Source organism: Sphingobacterium sp. (genome assembly GCF_032065005.1).
In the GTDB taxonomy this organism is placed as follows: domain Bacteria; phylum Bacteroidota; class Bacteroidia; order Sphingobacteriales; family Sphingobacteriaceae; genus Sphingobacterium.
In genome coordinates, this window is the sequence record NZ_DAMBMM010000004.1 from 135,122 (window position 1) to 160,086 (window position 24,965).

Below are 24,965 nucleotides of genomic sequence, written 5' to 3' on the forward strand. Positions count from 1 at the left end.
ACACAAAGGAACCGTTAACAGTTAACCTTTCTGTTAGGTGAAAATTAATTTATTGTTAAAACTTATAAGAAATTCCTAGGTTAAAATCTACCCCTCTTTTGTACTGCTCAATCAGCACTTTTGGCGAGTTCCCACCAATCTCACGCGACAGTTCCCTGTTCGGGTTCAAGATGTTCTCAATCTTTAAATTAACGCCAATACGCTTCTTAATCATCGCCTGAGTAACAAAATCTAAAGTTGGAATACCTTTCTCCATGATGTTCTTGTACCCTGATGTACCATAGGAGAAAATACGATCTGAGAAATAGTTGAATACCACCGAAGGCGTCAAATCCACGTTAGCAAAAGCTAATTTATAGGTTAAGTCTGCGTTAACTAGCAATGGAGATGCTCCTTCCATTTGGTCAGACTCTTTATTGAAGGATCTTCCTTCCAGACTTAACTTCTGGTCCGAATGCAGATAAGAAACATTCAAGCCTCCTGACAACACGTTTTCTCCGTTGGCACCTGAAGTTTTGATCAAATCTTTCTTCAATTCCAATTCAGCACCGAATACGACCGCATCCTTACCGATGTTATAGAAACTCAATGTACTTCCGGATGAACCAGATTCAACCTTTGCAATTGGGTTTTTGATATTCTTGTAGAATAGACCAAGGGATACCAATTCTGAATTGCTAGGGTAAAACTCCCATTTGAAATCTGCATTGATGCTCTCCGATGGATTCAATGCCGGGTTACCTTGGGTGAAGTTGTTATTACCTCTATATCTTACCGGCGCTAACTCAATAAACTGGGGAACGGTATAGGTTTTGGAACCTGAAGCTCTCAAGAACATATTTTCTGTCAACGAATATTTCAAGTTCAAACTTGGCAAGAAATAGTTCTTGTTGATTTTATTATAGTTAGAAGTTGAATAATCCGGTAGGTTGGTTTGATAACTTACAGATTGGAATACATTGTCCAAACGCAATCCCAATACCGCAGTAAATTCTGGGGTAAACTGGTAGATTGCTGAAGCAATACCACTTTGGGTTCTTCTGCTACCTTTATAGTAGAAAGGGTTCAGGTTGCTTACATCTCCATCACCACCTCTATTGGTTACCAAATCAAAATACTTTCTGTAACCTTCAGCACCAATGATAGCCTCGATATTGTTTAAATCTAATGGAGGCGCAGCAACGGCCCTTAATTGATGGTTGAATTCCCACCAGTTGAAATTTCTGTTTACAAAGTTTCCAGTGTAACCGAATGAGATCTTTCTTTCCAGACCTGACTCGTTATCCAAGTTATAGTTCAGGATTGCTTTTCCTATATAACCGGTTTCATCCATGTCACCAAAGTACCTTTCATTCTCTCCAGCACTGTTTCTGGAAAGGTTAGTACCTGTAGCTTCCTTGGTTACCGCTCTGTTTATCCTACGATCTGGCTCATTGCCGATCACATTGTTCATGGCCAAACCTAAATCAGCAGACCATTTTTCATTCAAGAATAGCTTTGACAATAATTGATTGACAAAAACATGGTTATCATTCACCTGTTGTCTTCTCATGTCCACTACGTCAGTCTTAGCATCGCCCACATTCTCTTCAAATCCATGGAAATCACTTAAGTCCTGTCTTTGGTCATGGATGTACAGGGAGTTAAAGCTCACATTACTATTTCCCCAAGTGTATCTTAGGTTCAACATACCAGTTTGGGAAACGGTATATTCATTTCTTACGAAATCTTGGTTCAAGATCAAACGACCTTGGTCATCAGACTGCTGGATCTTTCCATTGGCATAACGGTATTTGGAATCCATACTGGCTGTGAAGAAAATGCTCAATGGATTGTTACCAATCAATACCCTTTTATTTCCCAACAATTTGAAATTTGAATTGAAAAGGGATCCTTGAGGATTAGGATTCCAGCTATTACCAAAATTATAGGTATCAAAGCTGGTCATCTTTGGTTTTGATCCGCCAGGAAGGCTTCCAAACCAATTTGTTCCGTCAATTCTCCTGAAATTATCTGCACCAACTGTTTGCGAGTTAACTCCCCCGCCAACATTGATTTCAAAACTATTTCCGGTAGCTTCCTTTGTAAAGATATCAACGTTTGCACCAGTCACATCACCAGCAATATTCGAGTTGAAGGTCTTGTTTACATTAATGCTCTGGATTACATCTGAACTAAAGAAATCTAGAGAGATATTTTTATTCAATGGATCTTCCGAAGGTAATGGCAATCCGTTTAGGGAAGAAGAGTTGTAACGGTCGCCCAAACCGCGTACAAATACGTTCTTTACACCTTCTTGTCTAGACACACCCGCCATTTTAGTCAATGCTGCCCTTGCATCGCTAACCCCTTTTCTCGAAAGCTCCTGTGCACCGATGGATTCTACCATCAGGTTGGATTTCTTTCTTTCTTCCAATAAGGCTAATTCTGTAAATTTTTCACGGCGTCTGGTCACCACCACTTCTTCGATTACCGCATCTGCATTTTTCAGCGCAAAGGACACAAACTCAGTGTCGCTAGACTGTAGCGTAAAGTTCATTTCCTGGGCATCGTACCCCATTAGAGTCGCGCGAATAAGATATTCTGCAGATTTATCGCTAGGTAGCGGAATGAAGAACTCACCTTTGTCATTCGTTGTTGTGCCCAACTGGGAGTTCGCAATTGTTACTGTAACACCTGCCAAAGGTTGGTAGGACTCCACGTCCACAACCGTCCCTTTTACTCCAAATGGTGCTTGCTGGGCATAGCTCATCATCACGCCGAAGCAAACAACCAACAATAAAAATACTCGTTTAATACAATTCATACAATGTTAATATTATGTTGCAAAAGTATAATCGCATTGTTACGTGAATATTAATACTCTATTATGTTAATATTAGTCTCTAGTTAATTAATTGTTAAGACACCTATCGGTCAAATTGTTACCCTTTAGATTGGGTTTAGCCAACAATTAGTGTTATTTTGCAACAAAGTTTTATTATGAGCGATTTTGTATTAAAAACCTCCAATTTATCTTATCAATACCCTAAAGGTCCCAAACTTTCTTTTCAAGATCTGCTGCTGGCCGATCAGCAACATACCTTGGTCTTAGGGGACTCAGGATCCGGAAAATCAACGCTATTGAACCTTATTGCAGGTTTTTCTTCTCCAACTACGGGAGAGGTCATCATCAATGGGCAAAATCTCTATCAACTTTCAGGAAGTGATCTGGATAAATTCAGGGCACAAAACCTGGGATTTATTTTTCAGGAAGCTCATCTGCTCAAAAATCTCTCTGTAACAGAAAATATCAAACTGGCCCAAAGTCTAGCCGGACTTGCCGTCGATGAACAGGCCATTAAATCGCTATTGGAAAAACTGCAACTTGGTGGTTATGGAAATAGGAGACCCAATGAGCTGAGCCGTGGGCAGGTACAACGTGTTGCGATCGCCAGGGCATTGATCAACAAGCCTTCGCTCCTGATCGCTGACGAACCTACCGCAGCCCTAGATGACAAGAATACCTTTCTGGTGGTTGAACTGATCAAGGGACTGGCCAAAGAACAAGGAAGCACCCTTTTGATCTCTACCCATGACAAAAGGCTAAAAGATGAATTTACTAACAACTATATACTAGCTGCGCAATAAGATGAATACATTACAATTAGTCTGGAAAAACATATCACAACAATGGGGCTCCACGCTGTTAAGTATCATCCTAACCGCATTCGGAGTCGCTATCTTGGTGAGTATCTATATTACCAGTGACACTTTTGAAAAACAACTGGACAGCAATAGCAAACAGGTTGACCTTGTTGTTGGTGCAAAAGGTAGCCCGTTACAATTGATCCTGAGCGCTCTGTACCATGTGGACAACCCCACCGGGAACATTAAATTGGCAGAAGCTGAAAAGCTGATGGACAACCCATTCATTGAAAAAGCTGTTCCCATTTCCTTGGGAGATAACTTCAAAGGCCACCGTATCGTTGGTACTGATACCAGCTTTATGGGCTTATATGAACTTCAATTGGCCGATGGTCAATTATGGAACAAAAGCTATGAGGTAGTCATAGGCAGCGAAACTGCCCGTAAAAACAAATTGAAATTAGGGGATAAAGTACACGGCGCACATGGTCTGGCAGAAAATGCCCATGTCCACGAAGAACATCCCTTTACAGTTGTCGGGATCCTGAAACCATCGGGTTCTATCGTAGACAACCTGCTATTGACCAATTTAGAAAGTGTCTGGGATATCCATGGCATCGGTCACGAAGAACATGACCACGAGCACGATCATGCCGCTGAAGCACATGATCATGACCATGCAGACCATGACCATGACGATCACGGACATGAACATACAGCTACAGAGACCCATCAACATGATGAACATGCGCACGACCATGCTGATCACGACCATGAAGAGATCGTAGCGGAAAAACCTAGCCCCCTTGCTCAAGCAACTTCGGATAGCCTAGTGACAGAACGCCCTAGGTCGGATGTATTTGTAAAGAGCATCGCTGATGATATCGTTCAGGATAAAGGATTGGAGATTACGGCCCTATTGGTCAAATTCAGCTCACCTGCTGCCATTGGTGTGGTCCCTAAGTTGGTGAACCAATCCACCAGCATGCAAGCGGCATCCCCAGCATTGGAAACAGCAAGATTGTTTTCTCTAATGGGTGTCGGCATCGATTCTCTTGAAATTTTGGCCTATGTCATTATGATCATCGCCGGACTGAGCGTATTTATCAGTCTTTACAATGCGCTGAAAGACAGAAAATATGACCTTGCCATCATGAGAACCTTAGGGGCAAGTAAGATTAAACTATTTACGATGCTGATTGTCGAAGGATTGGTAATAACCTTCATTGGCGGTATTGTCGGATTGTTCATTGGTCATATCGGCCTGTACCTGATCAGTACACAGACCAGTCAGAGTGCAGACTTTATCCAGGCATTCCAGATATATAGTAAAGAATGGTTAATTTTGCTTACGGCTTGTTTAATCGGGGTGATCGCATCCCTTATCCCAGCAGTAAAAGCATACAACACAACAATTTCTACCATTTTAGGTAATAAGTAATGATGAGAAAGTTAATATTTTCAGTACTCGTATTGATGATGACAGTGAGCTTTTCCAAAGCTCAGATCGGAAATTATAGCAATGAAACGCAAGTTCCAGATCATACTCCTATGATGAACGGTACTTGGGAAGCCATTGACAAGATGATGTACAAGGTGTCCACCGTGGGCAACAAAAAAGTGTATACCCCGACCTACCCACCTGCATTGAAGAAATTAGAGAACACCGTAGTTGATCTTCCAGGTTACATGGTTCCCTTAGTGAGTGGCAGAAACCACAGCACCTATATGCTTTCGGTATTGCCGATCACCCAGTGTCAGTTCTGTGGGACCAATGGTATCCCCCCAATGGTGGAGATCTTTATGAAAAAAGGTACGGTGAAGTTTACGGATGAGCCGATCAAGATCAAAGGAAAGATGAAGTTCAATCCTGAACCCTTGAAAGGTAATGCGGAAATTCAGATTGTGGATGCTGAACTCGTGAACTAACGGTTCAGTAAAGCAATTTCTGTACAAGCATACAAAGCAGCCGTTTCTGTGCGAAGTCTGGCCTCCCCAAGAGATACCGGAATAAATTCTGCAGAAATGGCTTTTTCTATTTCAGCGGGTGAGAAATCCCCCTCAGGACCGATCAAGACCAAATACCGTTGGCCCTTTTCAAATTCCTGATTCAAGTATTTCTTTTCAGCGTCTTCTTCACAATGGGCAATCGCCTTGTTCAGGTCTTTTTCGGACTCAATCTTGTTCAGGAAGGCATCAATACCTATAGCTTCGTTTAGAAGGGGCATATAAGCCTTTAGGGACTGTTTCATCGCCGAGACGATGACTTTGTTCAAACGCTCGGTTTTGACCTCCTTGCGCTCGGAATGCTCGCTGATGATGGGCGTAATTTCCTGGATCCCGATCTCGGTCGCCTTTTCCAAGAACCATTCGATACGATCGATGTTCTTGGTCGGTGCCACTGCAATATGTAAATGGTAATCCGGTTTTTGGAAATCTGGAGTATAATTTAGGATGCGCAGCTGCGTCCTTTTGGGATGTGCATCCGCTATCTCAGCTTCATAGAAACCACCTACCCCATCAATCAATTGAACTTGGTCGCCCACGTTCAATCGCAATACACGCACGGCATGCTTGCTTTCTTCCTCAGAAAGTTGAAATAAGCTTTGTTCGGGCTTTAAATCCGCTGTATAGAATAAATGCACAATATTATGGATTATTCTTCGTCCTCATCGTTTGGAGTTTCGACAAGGTCCAATTTTACAAATTCAATGTTTTGTTGTGTCTTCTTGATAATGGTGAAGCGGTAACCCAATTGTTCCGTGCTATCGCCAACATCAGGGATCTTCTCGAAGAGATGGGAAACCAAACCAGCTATCGTATCATAATCTGAACTTTCAGGTAGTTCCAATGGCAAATAGCCGTTGGCATCATGAACACTGGCACCAGCATCCACCATAAATTCCGTTTCCGAAATCTGCTCTACTACTGGAGTTTCCTCATCGTACTCATCCTGGATCTCCCCTACCAATTCTTCCACGATATCTTCAAGCGTTACCATACCAGCTGTTCCCCCAAATTCATCCAGGACAAAAGCAATCTGGATCCGCTTCAATTGGAATTCCGTCATCAAGTCGTTGATCTTTTTGGTTTCAGGAATAAAATATGGCTTACGCATGATGTTCTTCAATACCACATCCTTACCCTTTACAATAAGTGGTAAGATATCTTTGGTATGGACAACACCAATGATCTGGTCAATATTGTCATCATAGATCGGAATACGGGAATATCCCTCTTCCGTTACGGTATTGATAAACTCCTCTGCCGTATCATCCTTGTCTACCGCTACGATCTTGGTACGGGGCACCATAATGTTCTTGACGATACGCTCATTGAAATCGAAGACATTCTTGATCAATTCATGTTCTGCATTGTTCAAGGCACCACTCTCCTTTCCTTTCTCCAATAGGTACTGAAGTTCTTCGGAGGAATGGCTGGCTTCATGTGCACTCACCTGGATACCGATCAATCTCAACAAGAAATTGGCGAAACCATTCAACAACCAAATAATAGGTCGGAAGACGTAATAGAAGAATTGAAGCGGCACGGCCACTTTCATGGTCGTTGCTACAGGTTTTTGGATCGCGATGGACTTAGGTGCCAACTCTCCAAAAACAATATGTAAAAAGGTAATGATACTGAACGCCAGGACATGGCCTAGGTTCGTCGCTAATTTACCGGTAAGTTCAACGTTGAAAAATCCGAAGATCTGGTGTACGATTTGCGTCATTACGGCCTCACCTACCCAACCTAAGGCTAGGGAAGCCAAGGTAATACCCAATTGGGTAGCTGCGAGGTAACCGTCCAAATGATCGGTAATGCTCTTGGCCATCTTGGCAACTTTGCTGCCCGATTTGGCCTGAAGCTCTATCTGAGAGGCTCGAACCTTCACAATAGCGAATTCAGCTGCAACGAAAAAACCATTTGCCAGCACTAAAAAGATAGTCCAAAAAATATCAATTGCCATGATTTAGGTTTTTATTAGCGAATTCTTTCTTGTACAATTCTAAACTCTCTAATATAACATTTTGAGCGATAGCTCTTCCACTTATTTTGTTAATAACAACTTTTTTTCCTTCCAGGTTTTTATACTCCAGAAAAAACTGCACGATTTCTTTCATAGTGTGGGGCGGAAGCTCCGAGATATCATTGATATAGTTATAGGCCATATCGTTTTTCGCTACGGCGATAACCTTATCATCCTGATCTCCAGAGTCCGTCATGCTCATCACACCGATTACTTTCGCATCCACGAGGGACGCAGGAACAAGATCCACTGAACATAACACAAGTATATCCAGTGGATCTTTGTCGCCACAGTAACTTTGTGGAATAAATCCATAGTTTCTCGGGTACACCATTGAAGAATGCAATACCCTATCCAACTTGATCATTCCAGAAGCTTTATCAATTTCATATTTGCCTCGGCTACCTTTGGGGATTTCAATTACTGCTGTAACAGTATTTGGGACATCCTTTCCAGGGGAAACCTGATGCCATGGGTGCTGCTCCTGTCCTAGCCCAACAAGGCTTGAAAACAACAAGAACAGCGACAATAAAATTGAGAGGTCCATGAAAATGGTTACTTAGTCCTAATTTCTTTATTGTAAAGTTCGATACTTTCCATGATGATGTTCTGTGCATAGGCACGACCATAAAGATTCTCGATGGTCACATTCTTGCCCTCAAGGGTTTTATAATCTTGGAAGAAACGAACGATTTCCTTCATCGTGTGAGGAGGAAGTTCAGATAGGTCGTTAATGTAGTTTACCGACATATCGTGTTTCGCAACGGCAATGATTTTGTCGTCTTGTTCACCATTGTCGATCATGTGCATCACACCTACTACTTTCGCTTCGATCATACACATCGGGTAAACATCAACTGAGCATAAAACTAAAATATCCAAAGGATCTTTATCGTCGCAATATGTCTGCGGAATGAATCCGTAGTTAGCCGGATACATCACAGAAGAAAACAATACACGGTCTAATTTGATCAAACCACTGTCTTTGTCGATTTCATATTTCGCTTTAGAACCTTTAGGAATTTCGATAATGGCATTTACGGAGTTAGGCAAGTCCTCACCAGGAGACACTTGATGCCAAGGATGTTGTGTACTCATTAAATAATTACTGTTTGTTTATTTCGTTTTTCGTTTTTCTATTCTTAAGCCACTTTTTCAGGAGTGCAATCGCGATAGGTAGGAATGCGATGACGATCAAGGCTACGATGATATATTCAACATAGTCGATGATCCATGGGAATTCTATACCTAAATAATAGCCTGTCAGGGTCAATAAAGACACCCACAACAGCGCTCCCAGCACATTGAACAGCACGAACTTCCTGAAGTTCAGCTGTACTACACCTGCAAAGATGGGTGCAAATGTACGAATAATAGGTACAAATCGTCCAATTATTAATGCTGTTCCACCATATTTCTGGAAAAACTCCTCGGCCATGATCACATATTTCCGTTTGAAAAGTATGGAATCCTTCCGTTTAAAGAGCATGGGACCCGTTCGATGCCCAAACCAATAGCCCGCAAAATTACCGAGTATCCCGGCCGATAAAATCCCGAAATACAATGTAACAATGTCCACATCGATTTTATCCAGCGCACAAAACAGCCCCGCTAAAAACAACAAATAATCCCCTGGGAGAAAAAATCCAAAGAAGAGACCAGTTTCGGCAAAAACTATAAGACAAACGATGTAGAAACCACCGTGACTTAAAAGATATTCAGCATCTAGCAATTGTTGAAAAGACAACAAGTATTCTTGCATAGTAAATTATATTTCCCGCTATCGGATTAAGCTGGGTTTGTTATCGTTGAAATTGCATCCCGAATCTGGTCAGCAATCGTGTTCATGGTGTCTTCCGAAAGCTTCAGCTTTGGCTTTTCAAAGTTCATATCATGCACATGGTTCAATGGAATCAAATGAATATGCGCATGGGCTACTTCTAAACCAACTACCGCTACACCAACTTTTTGACATGGAAAGGCCTGCTTGATGCCTTGGGCAACAATCTTGGCAAAAACCCACATCCCCATATATTCCTCATCGTTGATGTCAAAGATATAGTCTGTTTCTTTCTTCGGGATGACTAAAACATGTCCTTCAGTTAGTGGATTTACATCTAAAAAAGCTAAGTAATCATTGCTCTCAGCAACTTTATAAGCAGGAATCTCTCCTGCAACGATTTTAGCGAATATGGTTGACATAAACTATAGTTCAATTTCGTGAGTAACAAAGATAATAATTTTGTGCACATATGAACAGACATTCAGCCCCCTAGAAGCATAAGATTTAACTTCAATGTGACATTTATTGATTTCTTAACAATAAAATAACGACAAATAGGATTTATAACCGGTTTCATCCCCCTAAATTGCCCCGGTTGTCGAAGTCATTATTCTATCAAAACCCTTAGCCAATTTTTCCGCATAGCAAGTTTTATGGCTACATCAGCTTACCCTCATTCGAGACATATATTGAAAATCCCGAATATGTCTCGAACGAGACCAAAGCCATTCCCGAAACACCTTCCAAAAATTAAATGGATAGTAATCTGTAGCAAAGGTTAGAAAAAACGCTTCGTCGAACCTTGGAGCAAAAAAAAGCCCCGAAAGATCGGGGCTGTAAATTGTAAGAAAAGTGCGGTTATGGCATCACCGCACATAACCTCTATTTCATTATCTCGAAATCTCCAGAACTTCTAGTTCAAGTTGTCCTGCTGGAACTTCTACCGTTGCGATATCGCCAACCTGCAGTCCTAATAGACCCTGCGCAATCGGAGATTTAACGGATATCTTTCCTGCCTTCAGATCAGCTTCTGTTTCAGAAACCAATTGGTAAGACATGACTGCTCCATTTTTCTTATTCTTTATCTTTACATAAGACAGGGCCAATACCTTTGAGGTATCTAGACTCGACTCATCGATGATCCTTGCTGATGCCAAAACTTCTTCTAGTTTCGCAATCTTAGCTTCATGAAGTCCTTGAGCTTCTTTCGCGGCATCGTATTCTGCATTCTCGGAAAGGTCTCCTTTATCTCTTGCTTCAGCAATCGCTTTAGCGATGTTGGAACGACCTTCTGTTTTTAGATATTGAAGCTCTTCTCTAAGCTTAGTTAATCCTTCTTCTGTGTAATAAGTTACTTCTGCCATAATATGTACCTTTTACCCTCTTTTTATAGTTTTCTAATATTTTAATAAACAAAAAAAAGACAAGACCACACTATCCGCTAATAGGACAACATGGTCTTGCTCTTCTGACGAAGTTATATAATTAAATTTAATAAAACAAATATCTAACTTACATCATCAGTCTCTTCATTGATGAATCTATAGCCCAATCCTCGAACGGTTTGCAAGTAATGAGGCTTGTCAGGATTGGTTTCGATTTTCTTTCTTAAGCGCACAACGTGCATGTCCAAAGTACGGGTATTCACGTTGGAACTATAGCCCCATACCACCTCCATCAATTCTTCGCGGGTGATGTCTCTACCTTTGTTCTGTAAGAAGTGCAAGAGGATTCGGTTTTCAAGGATTGTAAGCTCGATTTTCTTGCCATCCCTGATCAGTGAATGTACATTGGGGTGATGTTCGGTATCACCGAAATGGTAAACCTCGTTCTGGGTTTTAGGCACAAAAAAGCGTACTTTATTCTCGATCATGGCCACTAAAACATCCATATTGAATGGCTTGGTGATATAATCGGTCACGCCGTAGCTATATGCATCAATTTTATCGATATCTTGGGATTTGGCGGTCATCATAATTATGATGTTCTCAAATCCAGACTTTCTTACGGACTCACATACATCTATCCCTTCTTTACCTGGCAGCATCCAATCCAATAGAACGATATCTGGCTTTTGGTCTAAGATGATTTTCTCAGCTTCCAAGCCATCACTGCATTGAATTACTTGAAAATTTTCGGTCTGTAGACGGTGACTAACCAAGAACCTTAAGTTATCATCATCCTCTACAACGGCAATAGTTATATCTTTATTCATAGTATTCTAAACATTATTTAGGAAAAGTCAAAGTAAAGGTCGTTCCCTCTCCTTCCACACTACTGACTTTGATCTCTCCACCCATAAATTCGGTAATCTCTTTACAAAATGCCAATCCAAGCCCAACACTCCCACCTTGATTGAACTGGTTCTTTACTCTATAAAATTTCTTGAATATGTTTTTAAGTTCATTTCTGTTTATCCCAATTCCTTTATCACTAAACTTCATGATAAAGTGCTTTTTAGATTGTTGTACACTAATATCAATAAATTTTCTTGAAACTTCTGAATATTTGTACGCATTATCAATTAAATTCTGGAACACGGAATTCAATAAAACCGGATCTGTATGCATTTTGCTGTCCACATCGATGTGATAGCTCAGGTTCAGATCAGGATATTTAATCCGTGTACCCGCAAATACTTCCTCGCAAAAACTGTTCAAATCAATGTATTCTCCTTTAAATTTTAATGATTTATTTTCTATCTGCGTGAAAGACAGCAACTTATTCATCAAATTATTTAACTTATCAGCTTCCTGATCTAGGATCTTTCCGTACATCGCGCGCTCTTGATCACTTATCTTCTCCGCACTCCGGATATTGTTACCCGCTATCTTGATCACACTGACCGGCGTTTTAAACTCATGGGTCAGGTTATTGATAAAATCATACTGCAATTGGAACAACCTACTATTGATGGAGATATTCCTATAAATCAAATAAATAATCAATAACAAAATTAAATATAATAGGGAAACGCCCAACACTACAGGAAAAAATCTTCTATTGATCTCTCCTCTCAAAAAATGTTCCGAGGAATCAAATTGCAGTTTATAGTCGGATAATGCACCTGGCAACGGCATATCTGTGGAAAGAAAGGCTTTTTCTTCCATCACATTAGGGTCAGCTATGGCCTTGATCCGAATGGTTTCATACAATCTCTTTTGGTTATTGACTATTTTTATCTTCTGAGGATTAACCTTATAGACGAATAAATCTTGGTCAAACGCTACAGGCGCCGTCATTGCCGTCGTATCATCCATCATGGATTTATAGGCGCGAAGGGTATTGACCCGTGGGATGTTCAAATAGGTTATCTTTCCAGGGACTGTATTATAGAAGATCCGATAGATATCATTCTCGCTCAAGGAAGTAGAATCATCCAGGACATCCAAGAAGTTCACCATTTTAATGGCCATGCTGTTGAAGTCATCGGCATTAGGCCTATTGTCTACCGAAGAAAGGCTGGCCTTGATCAATTTATTTTCCTTGTCCAATTTATAGGAAAAGATCGATCGAGGATAAATCAAGAGGTTTTGAAAGCGCACACCGCGAACTGCGGGGTTCTGGTTGGTGAACAGCACGTCATAAAACACCAATTCGTCAACAAATGGATTCTTACGCAAGACCTTTTCAGAATAATTGCTGGCATGTGTGGAATCGAGGTAGCCCTGATAATTGGAAACTTCGGAAATATCGTTATTGAAGAAGCTATTGAAGGGTTTTAGGGTCGCATCAAAGACATCGACTTTTCTGTTGTAAAACTCAGATTCCACAAAGTTGGACATCATTGTCCTCGCCAAGAAAACTGAAATGATATACAGGACTGTCAAAAAAGCCAAAAAGGCGATCAACAACCCAATGTTTTTCCGGTATTTGCTTGCTCTTTTCACCATGTGTGATTACTTCAGGTACACTGCAAGAAACTTCTCTATCTCCTGATAATATTCTACGATATTCTCTTCGTTCCTAAATCTCTTGCCTTCTTCTTTCTTAAAGATATAACGCACTGGAACTTCATTGCCCTTCAATTTACCAACAAATTGATTAGCATCGGTTACCGAACTGTATTTATCTTTTCCACCTTGGAAAAATAGGATAGGGATTCGAACCTTATCAGCATGGAAAATTGGGGAAATCGCTTGAAACAATTCTGGTTCAGTCTCTGGATTTCCAATGATTCTATAGAATAACTGTACGTAATGTTTTAGATGAGGGGGTATTTCCCTGAAATATGTAAATAGGTTGCTATATCCCGAAGAGGAAATGGCACATTTATATAGGGAAGGATTAAATGCAGCTGCATACAGGGCAGAATATCCGCCGAAACCGGTGCCCATAATGGCGATCTTATCCTTGTCGGCTATCCCTTGATGGATCAACCAAGCGACACCGTCCGTAATATCAGATTGGATCTTTCCGCCCCATTCCTTGAAACCTGAGGTCCAAAAATCCTTACCATAGCCCACAGAACCACGATAGTTTACCTGGAACACCGTGTAGCCTCGATTGGCAAGGAACTGAACTTCCGGATCAAATCCCCATTCGGACCTCCTGTTAGGACCATCATGCACCAATACCACAACAGGGCTGTTCTTTCTTTTATTTTTAGGATAGGTGATATAGGCATGTATATTCTTGTTGTCCCGAGACAGGAACTCCACTTCCTCCATAGGATTGAACTCCAAATCCTTGAGTTTAGGATTCTCCTCGTTCAACAATTGGATATCATCCTTTTTCTGATTGTAATAGTAGGTTTCACCAGGATGGATATCGCTATATACACGTACTACAAATCCAGTTAAGCTGCTATCGCTATCCAAGAAACCGATTTCGGAACCTTTGAATTTCTTTTTCAGCTTTTTATAGACCTGCTCATATTTTTCGTTGAAGATGTTCTTTTTGAACTTATCGATGAAGGAAGTCGCATAGAGCATTTCCTGTAGGTTGGCAGAATAGCCCTCTACGCCAAGGTCTCCGAGTTTGTTTTCATAGATATTGCGGACTTCTTTGCCATTTTCGGCATCAAATTCCACCAAGGCCATCTTATCTCGATTCTGATTAGAAAGCGCAAAGACATTTTTATCTGAACCCTTTACAAAACCCAGTGGCACAAAAATGGTTTCGAAATCATTCTTCATGACCTCTTTGAAAGGCTGCCCTTCATGCTTTCGGTACAATAATGACTCCTGTACACTATCACTGGTCAATGCCATTCTCACCACGCCATCAGGAGCTCCGATCCAGCTTACCACATTCCCTGGGTTATGCTGCACCAATTGGGGCTTTCTACCGTCTAGGTAAATCCTATACAGGTCAAACAGCGAGGAATCACGTAAGTTCATCCCAGCCATTAGGCTATTGTCTTTCTCAACAATGGGATAGACCCAGCGCAATCTTGATTTTTCAGGTGAAAAAAGAGCTTGCCTTTTTTCAGTTTTCACATCAATCTGGAACATCCTCAAACTATCCATTGGAGATTGCGTATTGGAAAAAACAATTCGTTTGTTGTCTAGCCAGAAAAAGCTTTGGACATTCAGGTTGACCTGGTAGGTAAGTTGTTTGGAAGAATCGGGTTCTTCGAGGTCGAGAATGAAGATATTTTTGCAATGGTCATGCACCCCCAGATAAGCTACTTTGCTTCCATCGGGAGACAGTTTAAAAGAGGTCCTTTCTGGCTTAACGAAAAAGTCCTCGATTGGCACATGTAACTGACCGCCCTGCTCTTGCTTACATGAAACCAAAACCATCATCATAAGTAGAACAGAGAACAAGTAATTTAAATTCATTCTATTTTTTTAGCCTCTAATCAAATATTATAAAAAAATACCGTAAAGTTCCTTTTGCAACCTTAATTTTACAGCTTCAATCAAGCTATAGATTTCTATGTTTTTATACAACGTTTCGATCATCATTGAAGATTCCATTCATCAGGAAGTCATCACTTGGACCAAAGGTCTATTAAATGAGCATCCTGGATTTGCCATTAAACTACTCAAAATGCTCCATTCTCCACACGAAGGGCAAACCTATTGCCTTCAGGTGGTTTTAAACAATGAAGAAGAGATTGAGAGAATTAGAGAGCAGGTTATTCAGAGGCTTCAGGAATATATTAGCACGCATCATGTAGAAAAGGCTTTTCTGTTTGATAGTATCATGCAATACATCCCCCATAATTAGCCCTTTAAGTTTGCACTATTTTTTGGATCCCCATATAATTTAGGGTCGAAGGATACCTTCGGCGAAAGATAGTGCAATAAAACCAAACGTGAATAACGATAATTGAAAGGTGCGAAAATGACGATCGCACTGAAAAGGACAATGATATAGGTCCAAGGAGACTCACTGCCCGTAAAGTAAGCCGTAATTAAGGCCAGCATTAATACCTCGCCTACAGAAAAAGCATAGCTAACATACATGGCAGCATAGAAATAACCGGGTTCTATCTCGAATTTAAATCCACAGTGCGGACAAAACTCGTGCATTTTTTGTTTAGATAGACCATAGGCTGATCCACTATACATATTCCCCGTTCTACACTTCGGGCACTTACTTTGGCAAACAGCTTGAAATTTAGAGATCATTCCTTATTCTTCCACCTGTTTAACCATATTTAATGAATTGGCTGAGCCGGTATTCCTGAATTTCTTATACCAAAGGAATCCAACACCAGCAGCTATCATAAATGGCATTGCTAATAAAAACAAAATCCCATCATTCAGGCCCTTACCTTGGGTATTACCTTCCTGTGTGCTGTTTTCAGCATTCAATGTACACATAGCACATTGTGCTGAACCTGCAGTAGGAACAGCCAACAATGTAATACTTAGCAAACTAGCAATTAGACCTATTCTGAACTTTTGCATGAAACTCATATTGCAAAGTTAACGTTATTATCCCAATTTTCTTATATGTTTCCCTTAATCAGGACATTAAATTTCTCCCAGAAGCCATCCTCGGGCAAAGGAGCCTTAATGATCATTTGCTCATCCTTGATGGGATGTACGAAACTCAAGGACCTGGAATGCAAGCAAATGGTCCTTCTATGGCTACCACGTTGATATCCATATTTATTGTCTCCTACGATAGGGCAGCCCATATAAGCAAGTTGGCTTCGGATCTGATGGGTACGGCCCGTCAATGGGTTGACCTTTAGCAAATAATAACCATCTAAGGTACCTACGACCTCATAATTAAGCTCGGCATAACTTCCATTCTTAACCTCGCGGTCATAGGCTTTGGTGACCATCTTTTTTCGATCCCGCAACAACCAATTTTTCAGGGTCCCTTTTGGATGTGGCGGTTTTTCACGAACCAAGGCAAGGTAGGTTTTCTCCACCTTGCGATCATGGAAAAGTCGGTTCATGCGATCTAATCCTTTACTGGTTTTCGCAAAGAGGATCATACCGCTCACTGGCCTATCCAAACGGTGGATAACCCCTAAAAAAGCTTCGTTTGGTTTATTGTATTTCTTGGCCAAAAACTGCTTGACCATATCCTCCATGGAAGTATCTCCAGATACATCTACCTGAACGATATCACCTCCACGCTTATTGATGGCGATAAAATGATTGTCCTCGAAAAGAACATCTTTCTCTGTAATTCCCATATCCATTATCAAATATAAAAAGCGTCTTTGGCAGACGCTTTTCTATACTTTTTTGACGATCAAATTCTTTAATTATTTAATTGAATCCTGAGCTGCCTCTGCTTCTTCCTTAGCTTTTTTCTTAAAGAAACCTCTTAACAGGAAGTTGCTTTGCAGCGCTTCCATGTTTTCATCCAATTTCTCGGTACTCATATTAAGGTTTCTAAGGATCTGTTTGATTTCATTGGCTGCTTCAGGATCATTGGTCAACACACCAATGGCGTTATCCTTGTCATTTAAGCGTTCTGAGGTTTTATTTAAGTTGGCCATCAAAGCAGTTGCTGTTTGGGTCACCCCTTGCAACTGTGCTGCTGATTCTCTCAGACTTGCAAACACTGCTGTATCCGTAGATAGCTCATGGATCAAGCCTTGGTTGCTGTTCAGTTTTTTGGTGAGTACCACCAAATTATTTACCGCTTGATTGGCCTGCGTCATGGTGCCATTCAATGAATTAACAGATTGCCTTAAGTTGTTAGCAATGGTTTCATCGGTCATCATGGCGCCAACTGCACCTTTTCCTTCGAGCATATTCTTGGATAGCGCAGCAAAGTTTTTGGTGATCTCCACCAGGTTTTCATTGTTGACCTGTAGGGTTGCCAACATGGCATCCATACCTCCAGAAACACCGGACTTGATTTCATCACCATTTTCAATCTGAGGAAAAGTTTCTGTACCGCCCACAAGACTGATAATAGCATTCCCGATCAAACCATCGGAACTCAATGTAGCGATGACGTCTTTACGGATAAATTTGCTGGATTTCTCTTCAACGTTCATGACCACACGAACATTCTCCACACTTTCAAAGCTGATTTCTTTGATAATCCCTACCTTAACACCTGAAAACCAAACGTTATTTCCAACTTTCAAACCTTTAACATCTTTAAAGTAAGTCGTCACGGTCAGGTTTTTAGAGAATTTGTTCTGTTGTGTTCCAATGACCAAAATCCCTGCAACCAAAATGATTAATCCGATGAAGGTAAACAATCCTACAATTATTGATCGTTTTCTCTCTGATGTTGCCATATATCTTGCTATACTATAAAATTATAATCATAAAAAGGTTTCACTCTCTCATCATCCGTATCAAAGATTTCCGAGAATTTACCTACTCGTTCAAATTTGCCATCCAAAAGCATGGCTACCCTATCACCTACCATTTTTGCACAAGCCAAATCGTGTGTAATGATAATGGAAGATGTTTTATATCTTTCCTGAACCTCATTGATCAAGGTATTGATATCCAAACAGGTCAAGGGATCCAATCCGGCCGTTGGCTCATCATACATCATGATATCGGGCCTTAGGATCAAGGTTCGTGCAATACCGATACGTTTTCTCTGACCTCCGGAAAGCTCTGATGGCATTTGATTGATGGTCCTTAAAAGTCCTACTCCATCTAATACGTCTTCGACTTCACGGTCAATTTCCGCTCTAGTGAGGTTTCTTTTATTTCTAACCAATGGAAATTCAAGATTTTCACGCACGGTCATACTATCATAGAGCGCACTGTTTTGGAAAGAGAACCCAATTTTCAAACGCAGATCTCTCAATTCCTTCTCGTTCAATTGGTTTACCACCTCTCCCAAGACGGTAATATCACCTTTATCAGGCTTTAACAAACCGGAAATCAGTTTAATCAAAACTGATTTACCAGTACCTGACCTCCCTAACACCACCAAGTTCTCGCCATTATAGAGATGCAGGTCAACGTTTCTCAGGACATGTAAATCCCCAAAGGATTTACTTACCCCTTGCACATTGATCACTACATCGTCGTAATTAATATTTACTGGCTTTTTCTGTTCCATAATCCGTTATCCCATTAAAGCTAGAACCTGAACGATCAAGAGTTCCTCGATGAACACTATAAACATGGATGCTACAACGGCACTGTTTGCTGCTTTACCCACACCCTCGGTACCTTTTGAAGAGTAATAGCCTACATAGGTACTAACAAAACCAATGGTAAAACCGAAAACAATAGCGCGGAATACCATGGCGAAAATATCTTTAGGAGCGATAGCTTCAAATACCTGGGTAATAAAGCTTAGAATACTCAACTGATCTTTGGAAATAATACTCAAATAACCACCTGCTAATCCAATTCCGGCAACATAAAAACAGAGGACAGGAATCATAAAAGTTGTGGCCAATATTCGACTCACAATCAGAAACTTGAACGGATTGGTACCTGATACCTCCATGGCATCGATCTGCTCGGTAACATTCATGGAGCTTAACTCAGCACCTATCTGTGAACCTACCTTACCGGATGCAATAAGCGCTGTAACCAACGGCGCCAAGGCCCTTACGATAGCGATGGAAATCAAGGCTGGCAACCATGAGGCGGCACCAAATTCCTCCAGGGAAGGTCGAGATTGTTTTGTAAAAACAAATCCTACAATAAAACCCGTTAAACTTATTAATGGAAATGATTTCCACCCAATTTCATAACATTGTCTAATGATCTCTTTAAACTCGTAAGGTGGACTTACCACTTCGCGAAAAAAACGCATCAGAAAGCGGTGAATCTTCGCAAACTCTAGTAATAAGGACTCAATTTTTTTAGCCATTAACTATGTGATTAACGTGTTTTTCCAATTGCTAATTCGGAAATATTTTGTGGCAAATGTACAAAATTTCTTAATATCCATTCGGAAAGTCTATCCAATATTAGCAGAAACATCAGTAAGAGCAAAAAAGTTTGACAAAATAATTATACAATTAAACCTTTTCTTAAAAGTGGCGGTCATACCTACAAATTATGGTAATAAGATTAAATGGTTTACATATGAAAAATTTGAAAACATCCACAATATATACTGCTTTTATGATGATGCTCTTAGGGCTTTTCAGCGTAAATACAGTATCGGCACAGGGATATCAAGATGTCGATTTTGATGTTTTTCATGAAGAACTAGACCCTTATGGGGATTGGGATCATGATGACGAATATGGCGATGTTTGGTACCCAGATGAAGACGATGACTTTCGTCCTTATGGCACCAATGGATATTGGACCATGACCGAATATGGAAATACTTGGGTCTCCAATTACGATTGGGGATGGGCACCATTCCACTACGGTCGTTGGATCCACAGACCGCATAGAGGTTGGGCATGGGTTCCAGGCTATGAATGGGGACCAGCATGGGTAGATTGGCGTAGTGGTGGTGGATATTACGGCTGGGCACCGATGCGTCCCGGCATCAGTGTCAATGTAAACATCGGTTTACCGCTAGACCTGTGGGTATTTATCCCGACTACCCGGATTTATGACCGTTATATCAACAGACATTGGTCTTACGGACGTCGCAATATCTATAATAACACCACGATCATCAACAATACGTATATCGTGAACAACAACCGTTACTATGGAGGTCCTGCACGCAGGGACATTGAAAGACATATCGGTAGACGCGTTGATGTTAGAAATGTAAGTTTTGATAACAGACGTGGGGCATCACGTGTAAGTCGCAGTTCGGTATCGATGTACCGTCCAGATAGAAACAATCGTTCGGATCGCGCTGTCAGCAGCAGAAGTGGACGCCTTGAAAACAATCGTAACTCACGTTCTTCTGACAGATCTCCTGCAAATCGCGTAGAGAACAGGTCAGGACGTAGCCAAAGCGGAAGAAGTAATTCTGACTACAGAATCACTAGAAATGCGAACGGACAACGCGAAATGCATATTGGAAACGGCAATTCAAACCGTAGCAATAGAGAAGCTACCACGAATTCACGTTCTGGAAGAGTAGAGCGAGGAAACACAAACAATAACAACAGAGACCGTCAGCCTTCTTCTCGCGGACGCGTTTCAATGGATCGTCCAACTAGAAATGAATCGATGAACCGCAGTTCTAGACCAACTAGAAATGAGTCTATGGACCGCAGCTCTAGATCGACCAGAAATGAATCGATGAACCGCAGCTCTAGACCAACTAGAAATGAGTCCATGAACCGTAGCTCTAGACCGGCTAGAAACGAGTCGATGAACCGCAGCTCTAGGCCAACTAGAAACGAATCCATGAACCGCAGTTCTAGACCGGCTAGAAACGAGTCGATGAACCGTAGCCAGCAAAGGCAGTCTGCTCCACAGAGAGAACAACGCCAACCTAGAATGCAACAGGAATCTAGGTCGCAAAATAGAGTATTTCAAACACGCAACTCCGAAAGACCACAAAGTCGTCCTTCGGTACAACGTAGTTCAAATCATGAATCTAGATCATCTTCAAGACCACAATCAAACCAACGTTCTGAACGTGGTTCAGGTCGAGGAAATAGAGGATAAATTTTTATATTTAGTTGAAACAATTTGTTAAAGCGGGCTGATTTTGATCAGCCCGCTTTGTTTTTTTACTCGACGACTTAGCCAAGCTAAGACCTGAATGACTAGAAATCTGTGGTTAGTATTTAATCCAAAAGGAGATGATTTTTTGTTTTGTTGTGGATAAAAAGGCATTTTTGTTCCTGCTTTTTGTTAACTTCAATTCAAGCACAAGCATAATTTTTTTAAGGAATGGCAAAACTTACCTCCATTTTAGACAATGATTTTTACAAATTCACCATGCAATATGCCGTGGTGAAACTCTTTCCAAAGGCGAAAGCACGTTATCAATTTATCAACCGTGGGAAGCATGAGTTTCCGGCGGGCTTTGCCGAAAAACTGAGGGAAGCTGTAAATCAATTGGCAAACTTGAAGCTTACGGTTGCAGAAAAAAACTTTTTTGCAAAGACCTGTCCTTATATCGACCCGACCTATTTTGATTTCCTACAAGGCTATCATTTTGACCCAGATGAAGTCAAGATTACACACAATGGTCCCGATCTATCGGTAAAGGTTGAAGGCTATTGGTATAGGACCATTTTATGGGAGGTGCCCTTGATGGCATTGATCTGTGAAACCTATTATGAAGTAACTGGACAAAAAAGGGTGGATGATGCTGAAGTCATGAACATTGTTCATGAAAAGATGTACAAATACGATAAGCTCAACATTACAATTGCAGACTTTGGAACCCGTAGACGCCACTCCTATGCCGTGCATGACTTGGTGATCAAAGCCTTGAAGGAGCACCCTTCCAAGACATTTATCGGAACGAGCAATGTGCATTTCGCCATGAAATACCACACCAAACCAATCGGTACACATGCCCATGAATGGTTTATGTTCCATGCCGCAAAATATGGCTACAAGATGGCCAACCTGTTAGGCTTGGAGAACTGGTCGGATGTTTACCGTGGCGATTTAGGGATTGCCCTTTCAGACACCTATACTACGGAGGTTTTCTTCAAACAGTTTGACAAAAAGCTAAGCAAGCTATTTGATGGGGTCAGACATGATAGCGGCGATGCCATTGAGTTTGCGCAAAAGACTATTGACCACTACAACAGCAAAGGAATCAATCCGCTCAACAAGACCATCATCTTTTCTGATGGACTGGATTATGAGAAGGTCGTAAAGATTGTCAATTTCTGTCAGGATAAAATTGGTCATTCATTTGGTATCGGAACAGACTTCACCAATGATGTCGGTCTGTCGAGGATGAATATCGTAATCAAGATGACGGAAGCCTTTCCAGATGAAGGCGAATGGACTCCTGTAATCAAGCTGTCGGATGAACCTAACAAACATACCGGTGACCCCGAGGAAATAAAAATGGCGAAACGTTTCTTAAATATCGCAAACCATGAATAGAGATGTTTATGGTGAAGCGCTATATGATTATCATGCTGTAGGCAAGCTGAATGAACCTCTCCTATTGCACAGCAGCTATGGCGATATTGAAGAAATGCCCATTGAAGTGTTTTTCAGGGAAGAGGAAGATATTCCGGAGCTGGAATTTATTGCGCTATCCCTTTGCGACGGCAAGGTCCTGGATGTTGGCGCAGGTGCCGGGGTACATGCATTGTACCTGCAAGAGAAGGGATTTGAGGTCGATGCCATGGAAATCTCGGAGACAGCCTGCAAGATCATGGAAAAGCGCGGTGTAAACCATGTCATCCATGCGGATTTCTTTCAGTTCTCGGATAAAAAATATGATACCCTATTGTTCTTGATGAACGGAATAGGGATCGCCGAAACCCTAGATGGATTCAGGAATCTTCTAAAACATTCAAAAAAGCTGCTTACCGATAAAGGACAGCTTATTTTCGACAGTTCCGATATTTCCTACCTCTATGAGGAGTATAGGATTGCCAGACCGGAACACTACTTCGGTGAGATCAACTTTCAATACGAATACAAGGGTAACCTTGGACAGCCTTTCAAATGGCTTTACATCGACCAACAAACCTTGATCAAAATAGCCCATGAAGAGAATTGGGTAGTGCAGGTCCTATTTGAAGATGATAATGATCAGTATTTGGTGAGGATGGAGCCTAGAGGAGATGTGAGTATTGAGATGTGAGATATGAGATAGAAAGGCTCTAAGAGAGATGTGAGTATTGAAATATGAGATTATACAGGTTTCAAATTTAATATCTCAAATTTCACATCTCATATCGCAATACTGACTAAAAAAAATATCCCCGATCTCTCGGGGATATTTTTTTAGTCGATATAGTCAAATCCTACATAAGGGACCAGAACTTCTGGGATCTTGATTCCTTTTTCGGTTTGATTGTTTTCTAAGAGTGTAGCTACGATTCTAGGTAAAGCCAATGCGGAACCATTTAAGGTGTGCGCCAATTGGGTCTTGCCATCCTCGCCTTTGAAACGTACTTTAAGACGGTTTGCTTGGTAAGTTTCAAAGTTTGATACTGAGGATACTTCTAACCAACGTTCTTGTGCCGCTGAATAGGTTTCCATATCGTAGGTCATGGCAGATGTAAAGCTCATATCACCTCCGCATAAACGTAAAACGCGGTATGGCAATCCTAACTTCTGCAATAAAGATTGTACATAGCTACTCATCTCCTCTAACGTTTCGTAGGATTTCTCAGGATTAACGATCTGAACCAATTCAACTTTATCAAATTGGTGCAATCTGTTCAAACCACGGACATGCGCACCATAAGATCCCGCTTCTCTACGGAAACATGGGGTATAGCCACAATGTTTGATAGGGAAATTCTCACTTTTAACAATGGTATCACGGTAAATATTTGTGATTGGCACCTCTGCAGTTGGAATCAGATAAAAGTCGTCGTTTGTGACATGGTACATCTGACCTTCTTTATCAGGTAATTGACCAGTTGCATAGGCAGAATCTTCATTCACTACGATAGGGACCTGAACCTCACGGTAGCCCATTTTAGCAGCTTCATCCAAGAAGAAGTTAATCAATCCTCGTTGCAAACGGGCGCCCTTTCCTTTATACACTGGAAAACCAGCACCAGTGATCTTAGTACCTAATTCGAAATCAATGATATCGTATTTAGCTGCTAATTCCCAGTGAGGCAATGCTCCTTCAGGTAACTGAGGGACCGTTCCATTTTCTAAAACCACTTCATTATCCTCTGGAGTCAATCCAGCAGGAACCAGTTTATAAGGAAGATTCGGCAATTGGATCAACTTATCGTGCAGTTCTTTTTCGATTTTATCCAATGCTTCTGAAAGCTCTTTGATTTGCTCTTTATATGATGCAGAACGCGATTTTATTGCTTCAGCTTCCTCTTTCTTACCTTGACGCATCAAGTCTCCAATTTGCTTAGCGGACGAGTTTGCCTCAGCTGCAACAGAGTCAGATTGATTTTGAGTTTTGCGACGTTGTTCGTCTAAAGCAATGATCTGATCGACCAATTCTACTTCGTTGAAATTCTTAACTCCAAGCCTTTCAACTACATGGTCCCGATTTTCGCGGATGTAATTTAATTGCAACATATAATTATGCTTTTTTATTTGTAACGTGAGCAAAGATAAGAAGACCTCC

At 41.1% G+C, this 24,965-nt stretch carries 25 protein-coding genes; 7 read left to right on the forward strand and 18 right to left on the reverse strand.

The window, feature by feature from the left end:
- Positions 1 to 55 precede the first annotated feature (55 nt).
- A complete protein-coding gene (locus RT138_RS08035; protein ID WP_313190253.1) occupies positions 56 to 2,806 on the reverse strand; it encodes a TonB-dependent receptor in 2,751 nt (916 codons plus the stop codon).
- Between the two features lie 176 nt (positions 2,807 to 2,982).
- On the opposite strand from RT138_RS08035, the gene RT138_RS08040 reads away from it, so the two are divergent.
- Genes RT138_RS08040 through RT138_RS08050 form a run of 3 tightly spaced genes read left to right on the forward strand, consistent with a single transcriptional unit; the run spans position 2,983 to position 5,556 of the window.
- On the forward strand, positions 2,983 to 3,630 hold the full coding sequence (locus RT138_RS08040) for an ABC transporter ATP-binding protein (protein ID WP_313190254.1): 648 nt from the start codon (positions 2,983 to 2,985) through the stop codon (positions 3,628 to 3,630).
- 1 nt (position 3,631) lies between these two features.
- Positions 3,632 to 5,068, forward strand: a complete 1,437-nt coding sequence (locus RT138_RS08045) for an FtsX-like permease family protein (RefSeq protein WP_313190255.1) — start codon at positions 3,632 to 3,634, stop codon at positions 5,066 to 5,068.
- The gene (locus RT138_RS08050) at positions 5,068 to 5,556 is read left to right on the forward strand and encodes a hypothetical protein (protein WP_313190256.1); all 489 of its coding nucleotides are present in this window, start codon (positions 5,068 to 5,070) and stop codon (positions 5,554 to 5,556) included. The genes RT138_RS08045 and RT138_RS08050 overlap by 1 nt, the downstream gene beginning before the upstream one ends.
- Here the strand turns inward: RT138_RS08050 and RT138_RS08055 are convergent.
- The 10 genes from RT138_RS08055 to RT138_RS08100 all read right to left on the reverse strand — a co-directional run bounded on the left by RT138_RS08055 (position 5,553) and on the right by RT138_RS08100 (position 15,226).
- A complete protein-coding gene (locus tag RT138_RS08055) occupies positions 5,553 to 6,272 on the reverse strand; it encodes a 16S rRNA (uracil(1498)-N(3))-methyltransferase (RefSeq protein ID WP_313190257.1) in 720 nt (239 codons plus the stop codon). The two genes, RT138_RS08050 and RT138_RS08055, sit on opposite strands and share 4 nt — an antisense overlap.
- 11 nt (positions 6,273 to 6,283) lie before the next feature.
- On the reverse strand, positions 6,284 to 7,597 hold the full coding sequence (locus tag RT138_RS08060; protein ID WP_313190258.1) for a hemolysin family protein: 1,314 nt from the start codon (positions 7,595 to 7,597) through the stop codon (positions 6,284 to 6,286).
- On the reverse strand, positions 7,587 to 8,204 hold the full coding sequence (locus tag RT138_RS08065) for an inorganic diphosphatase (protein ID WP_313190259.1): 618 nt from the start codon (positions 8,202 to 8,204) through the stop codon (positions 7,587 to 7,589). Before RT138_RS08065 ends, RT138_RS08060 begins: the two co-directional genes overlap by 11 nt.
- 8 nt (positions 8,205 to 8,212) lie before the next feature.
- Positions 8,213 to 8,755 carry an inorganic diphosphatase gene (locus RT138_RS08070; protein ID WP_093098881.1) on the reverse strand — a complete coding sequence of 181 codons (543 nt, stop codon included), beginning with the start codon at positions 8,753 to 8,755 and terminating at the stop codon, positions 8,213 to 8,215.
- A 7-nt stretch (positions 8,756 to 8,762) separates the two neighbouring features.
- Positions 8,763 to 9,419 (reverse strand): DedA family protein, encoded by a 657-nt coding sequence (locus RT138_RS08075; protein ID WP_185210508.1) that lies wholly within the window; start codon positions 9,417 to 9,419, stop codon positions 8,763 to 8,765.
- Between the two features lie 26 nt (positions 9,420 to 9,445).
- Positions 9,446 to 9,859, reverse strand: coding sequence for an HIT family protein (locus tag RT138_RS08080; RefSeq protein ID WP_185210509.1), 414 nt, complete (start codon positions 9,857 to 9,859; stop codon positions 9,446 to 9,448).
- A gap of 471 nt (positions 9,860 to 10,330) precedes the next feature.
- Positions 10,331 to 10,804, reverse strand: a complete 474-nt coding sequence (gene greA, locus RT138_RS08085) for a transcription elongation factor GreA (protein ID WP_093098877.1) — start codon at positions 10,802 to 10,804, stop codon at positions 10,331 to 10,333.
- A gap of 143 nt (positions 10,805 to 10,947) precedes the next feature.
- On the reverse strand, positions 10,948 to 11,655 hold the full coding sequence (locus tag RT138_RS08090; RefSeq protein WP_093098875.1) for a response regulator transcription factor: 708 nt from the start codon (positions 11,653 to 11,655) through the stop codon (positions 10,948 to 10,950).
- Positions 11,656 to 11,668: 13 nt separating this feature from the next.
- Complete coding sequence (locus tag RT138_RS08095) at positions 11,669 to 13,333, reverse strand: HAMP domain-containing sensor histidine kinase (RefSeq protein WP_313190260.1); 1,665 nt, start codon at positions 13,331 to 13,333, stop codon at positions 11,669 to 11,671.
- A 6-nt stretch (positions 13,334 to 13,339) separates the two neighbouring features.
- Positions 13,340 to 15,226, reverse strand: a complete 1,887-nt coding sequence (locus RT138_RS08100) for a prolyl oligopeptidase family serine peptidase (protein ID WP_313190261.1) — start codon at positions 15,224 to 15,226, stop codon at positions 13,340 to 13,342.
- A 97-nt stretch (positions 15,227 to 15,323) separates the two neighbouring features.
- Here RT138_RS08100 and RT138_RS08105 point away from each other — a divergent pair, with 97 nt between their 5' ends.
- Positions 15,324 to 15,617: a DUF4286 family protein gene (locus tag RT138_RS08105; RefSeq protein ID WP_185210514.1), complete on the forward strand. Its 294-nt coding sequence runs from the start codon at positions 15,324 to 15,326 to the stop codon at positions 15,615 to 15,617.
- Here RT138_RS08105 and RT138_RS08110 read toward each other — a convergent pair.
- From RT138_RS08110 to RT138_RS08135, 6 genes are all read right to left on the reverse strand, one after another.
- Positions 15,614 to 15,961, reverse strand: coding sequence for a DUF983 domain-containing protein (locus tag RT138_RS08110; RefSeq protein ID WP_313190262.1), 348 nt, complete (start codon positions 15,959 to 15,961; stop codon positions 15,614 to 15,616). The genes RT138_RS08105 and RT138_RS08110 overlap by 4 nt on opposite strands.
- Positions 15,962 to 16,024: 63 nt before the next feature.
- Positions 16,025 to 16,303 (reverse strand): hypothetical protein, encoded by a 279-nt coding sequence (locus RT138_RS08115; protein ID WP_185210516.1) that lies wholly within the window; start codon positions 16,301 to 16,303, stop codon positions 16,025 to 16,027.
- 41 nt (positions 16,304 to 16,344) lie between these two features.
- Positions 16,345 to 17,046, reverse strand: coding sequence for an RluA family pseudouridine synthase (locus RT138_RS08120; RefSeq protein WP_185218231.1), 702 nt, complete (start codon positions 17,044 to 17,046; stop codon positions 16,345 to 16,347).
- A 72-nt stretch (positions 17,047 to 17,118) separates the two neighbouring features.
- Positions 17,119 to 18,111 (reverse strand): MlaD family protein, encoded by a 993-nt coding sequence (locus RT138_RS08125; RefSeq protein WP_313190263.1) that lies wholly within the window; start codon positions 18,109 to 18,111, stop codon positions 17,119 to 17,121.
- A gap of 8 nt (positions 18,112 to 18,119) precedes the next feature.
- A complete protein-coding gene (locus tag RT138_RS08130) occupies positions 18,120 to 18,896 on the reverse strand; it encodes an ABC transporter ATP-binding protein (protein ID WP_313190264.1) in 777 nt (258 codons plus the stop codon).
- A gap of 6 nt (positions 18,897 to 18,902) precedes the next feature.
- Positions 18,903 to 19,661: an MlaE family ABC transporter permease gene (locus tag RT138_RS08135; protein ID WP_093098864.1), complete on the reverse strand. Its 759-nt coding sequence runs from the start codon at positions 19,659 to 19,661 to the stop codon at positions 18,903 to 18,905.
- A gap of 218 nt (positions 19,662 to 19,879) precedes the next feature.
- On the opposite strand from RT138_RS08135, the gene RT138_RS08140 reads away from it, so the two are divergent.
- From RT138_RS08140 to RT138_RS08150, 3 genes are all read left to right on the forward strand, one after another.
- Positions 19,880 to 21,382, forward strand: a complete 1,503-nt coding sequence (locus RT138_RS08140) for a DUF6600 domain-containing protein (protein WP_313190265.1) — start codon at positions 19,880 to 19,882, stop codon at positions 21,380 to 21,382.
- Positions 21,383 to 21,610: 228 nt separating this feature from the next.
- A complete protein-coding gene (pncB, locus tag RT138_RS08145) occupies positions 21,611 to 22,789 on the forward strand; it encodes a nicotinate phosphoribosyltransferase (protein ID WP_313190266.1) in 1,179 nt (392 codons plus the stop codon).
- The gene (locus tag RT138_RS08150) at positions 22,782 to 23,501 is read left to right on the forward strand and encodes a class I SAM-dependent methyltransferase (protein ID WP_313190267.1); all 720 of its coding nucleotides are present in this window, start codon (positions 22,782 to 22,784) and stop codon (positions 23,499 to 23,501) included. Before pncB ends, RT138_RS08150 begins: the two co-directional genes overlap by 8 nt.
- A gap of 143 nt (positions 23,502 to 23,644) precedes the next feature.
- Here RT138_RS08150 and serS read toward each other — a convergent pair whose 3' ends face one another.
- Positions 23,645 to 24,916, reverse strand: a complete 1,272-nt coding sequence (gene serS / locus RT138_RS08155; RefSeq protein ID WP_185218234.1) for a serine--tRNA ligase — start codon at positions 24,914 to 24,916, stop codon at positions 23,645 to 23,647.
- Positions 24,917 to 24,965: the final 49 nt, after the last annotated feature.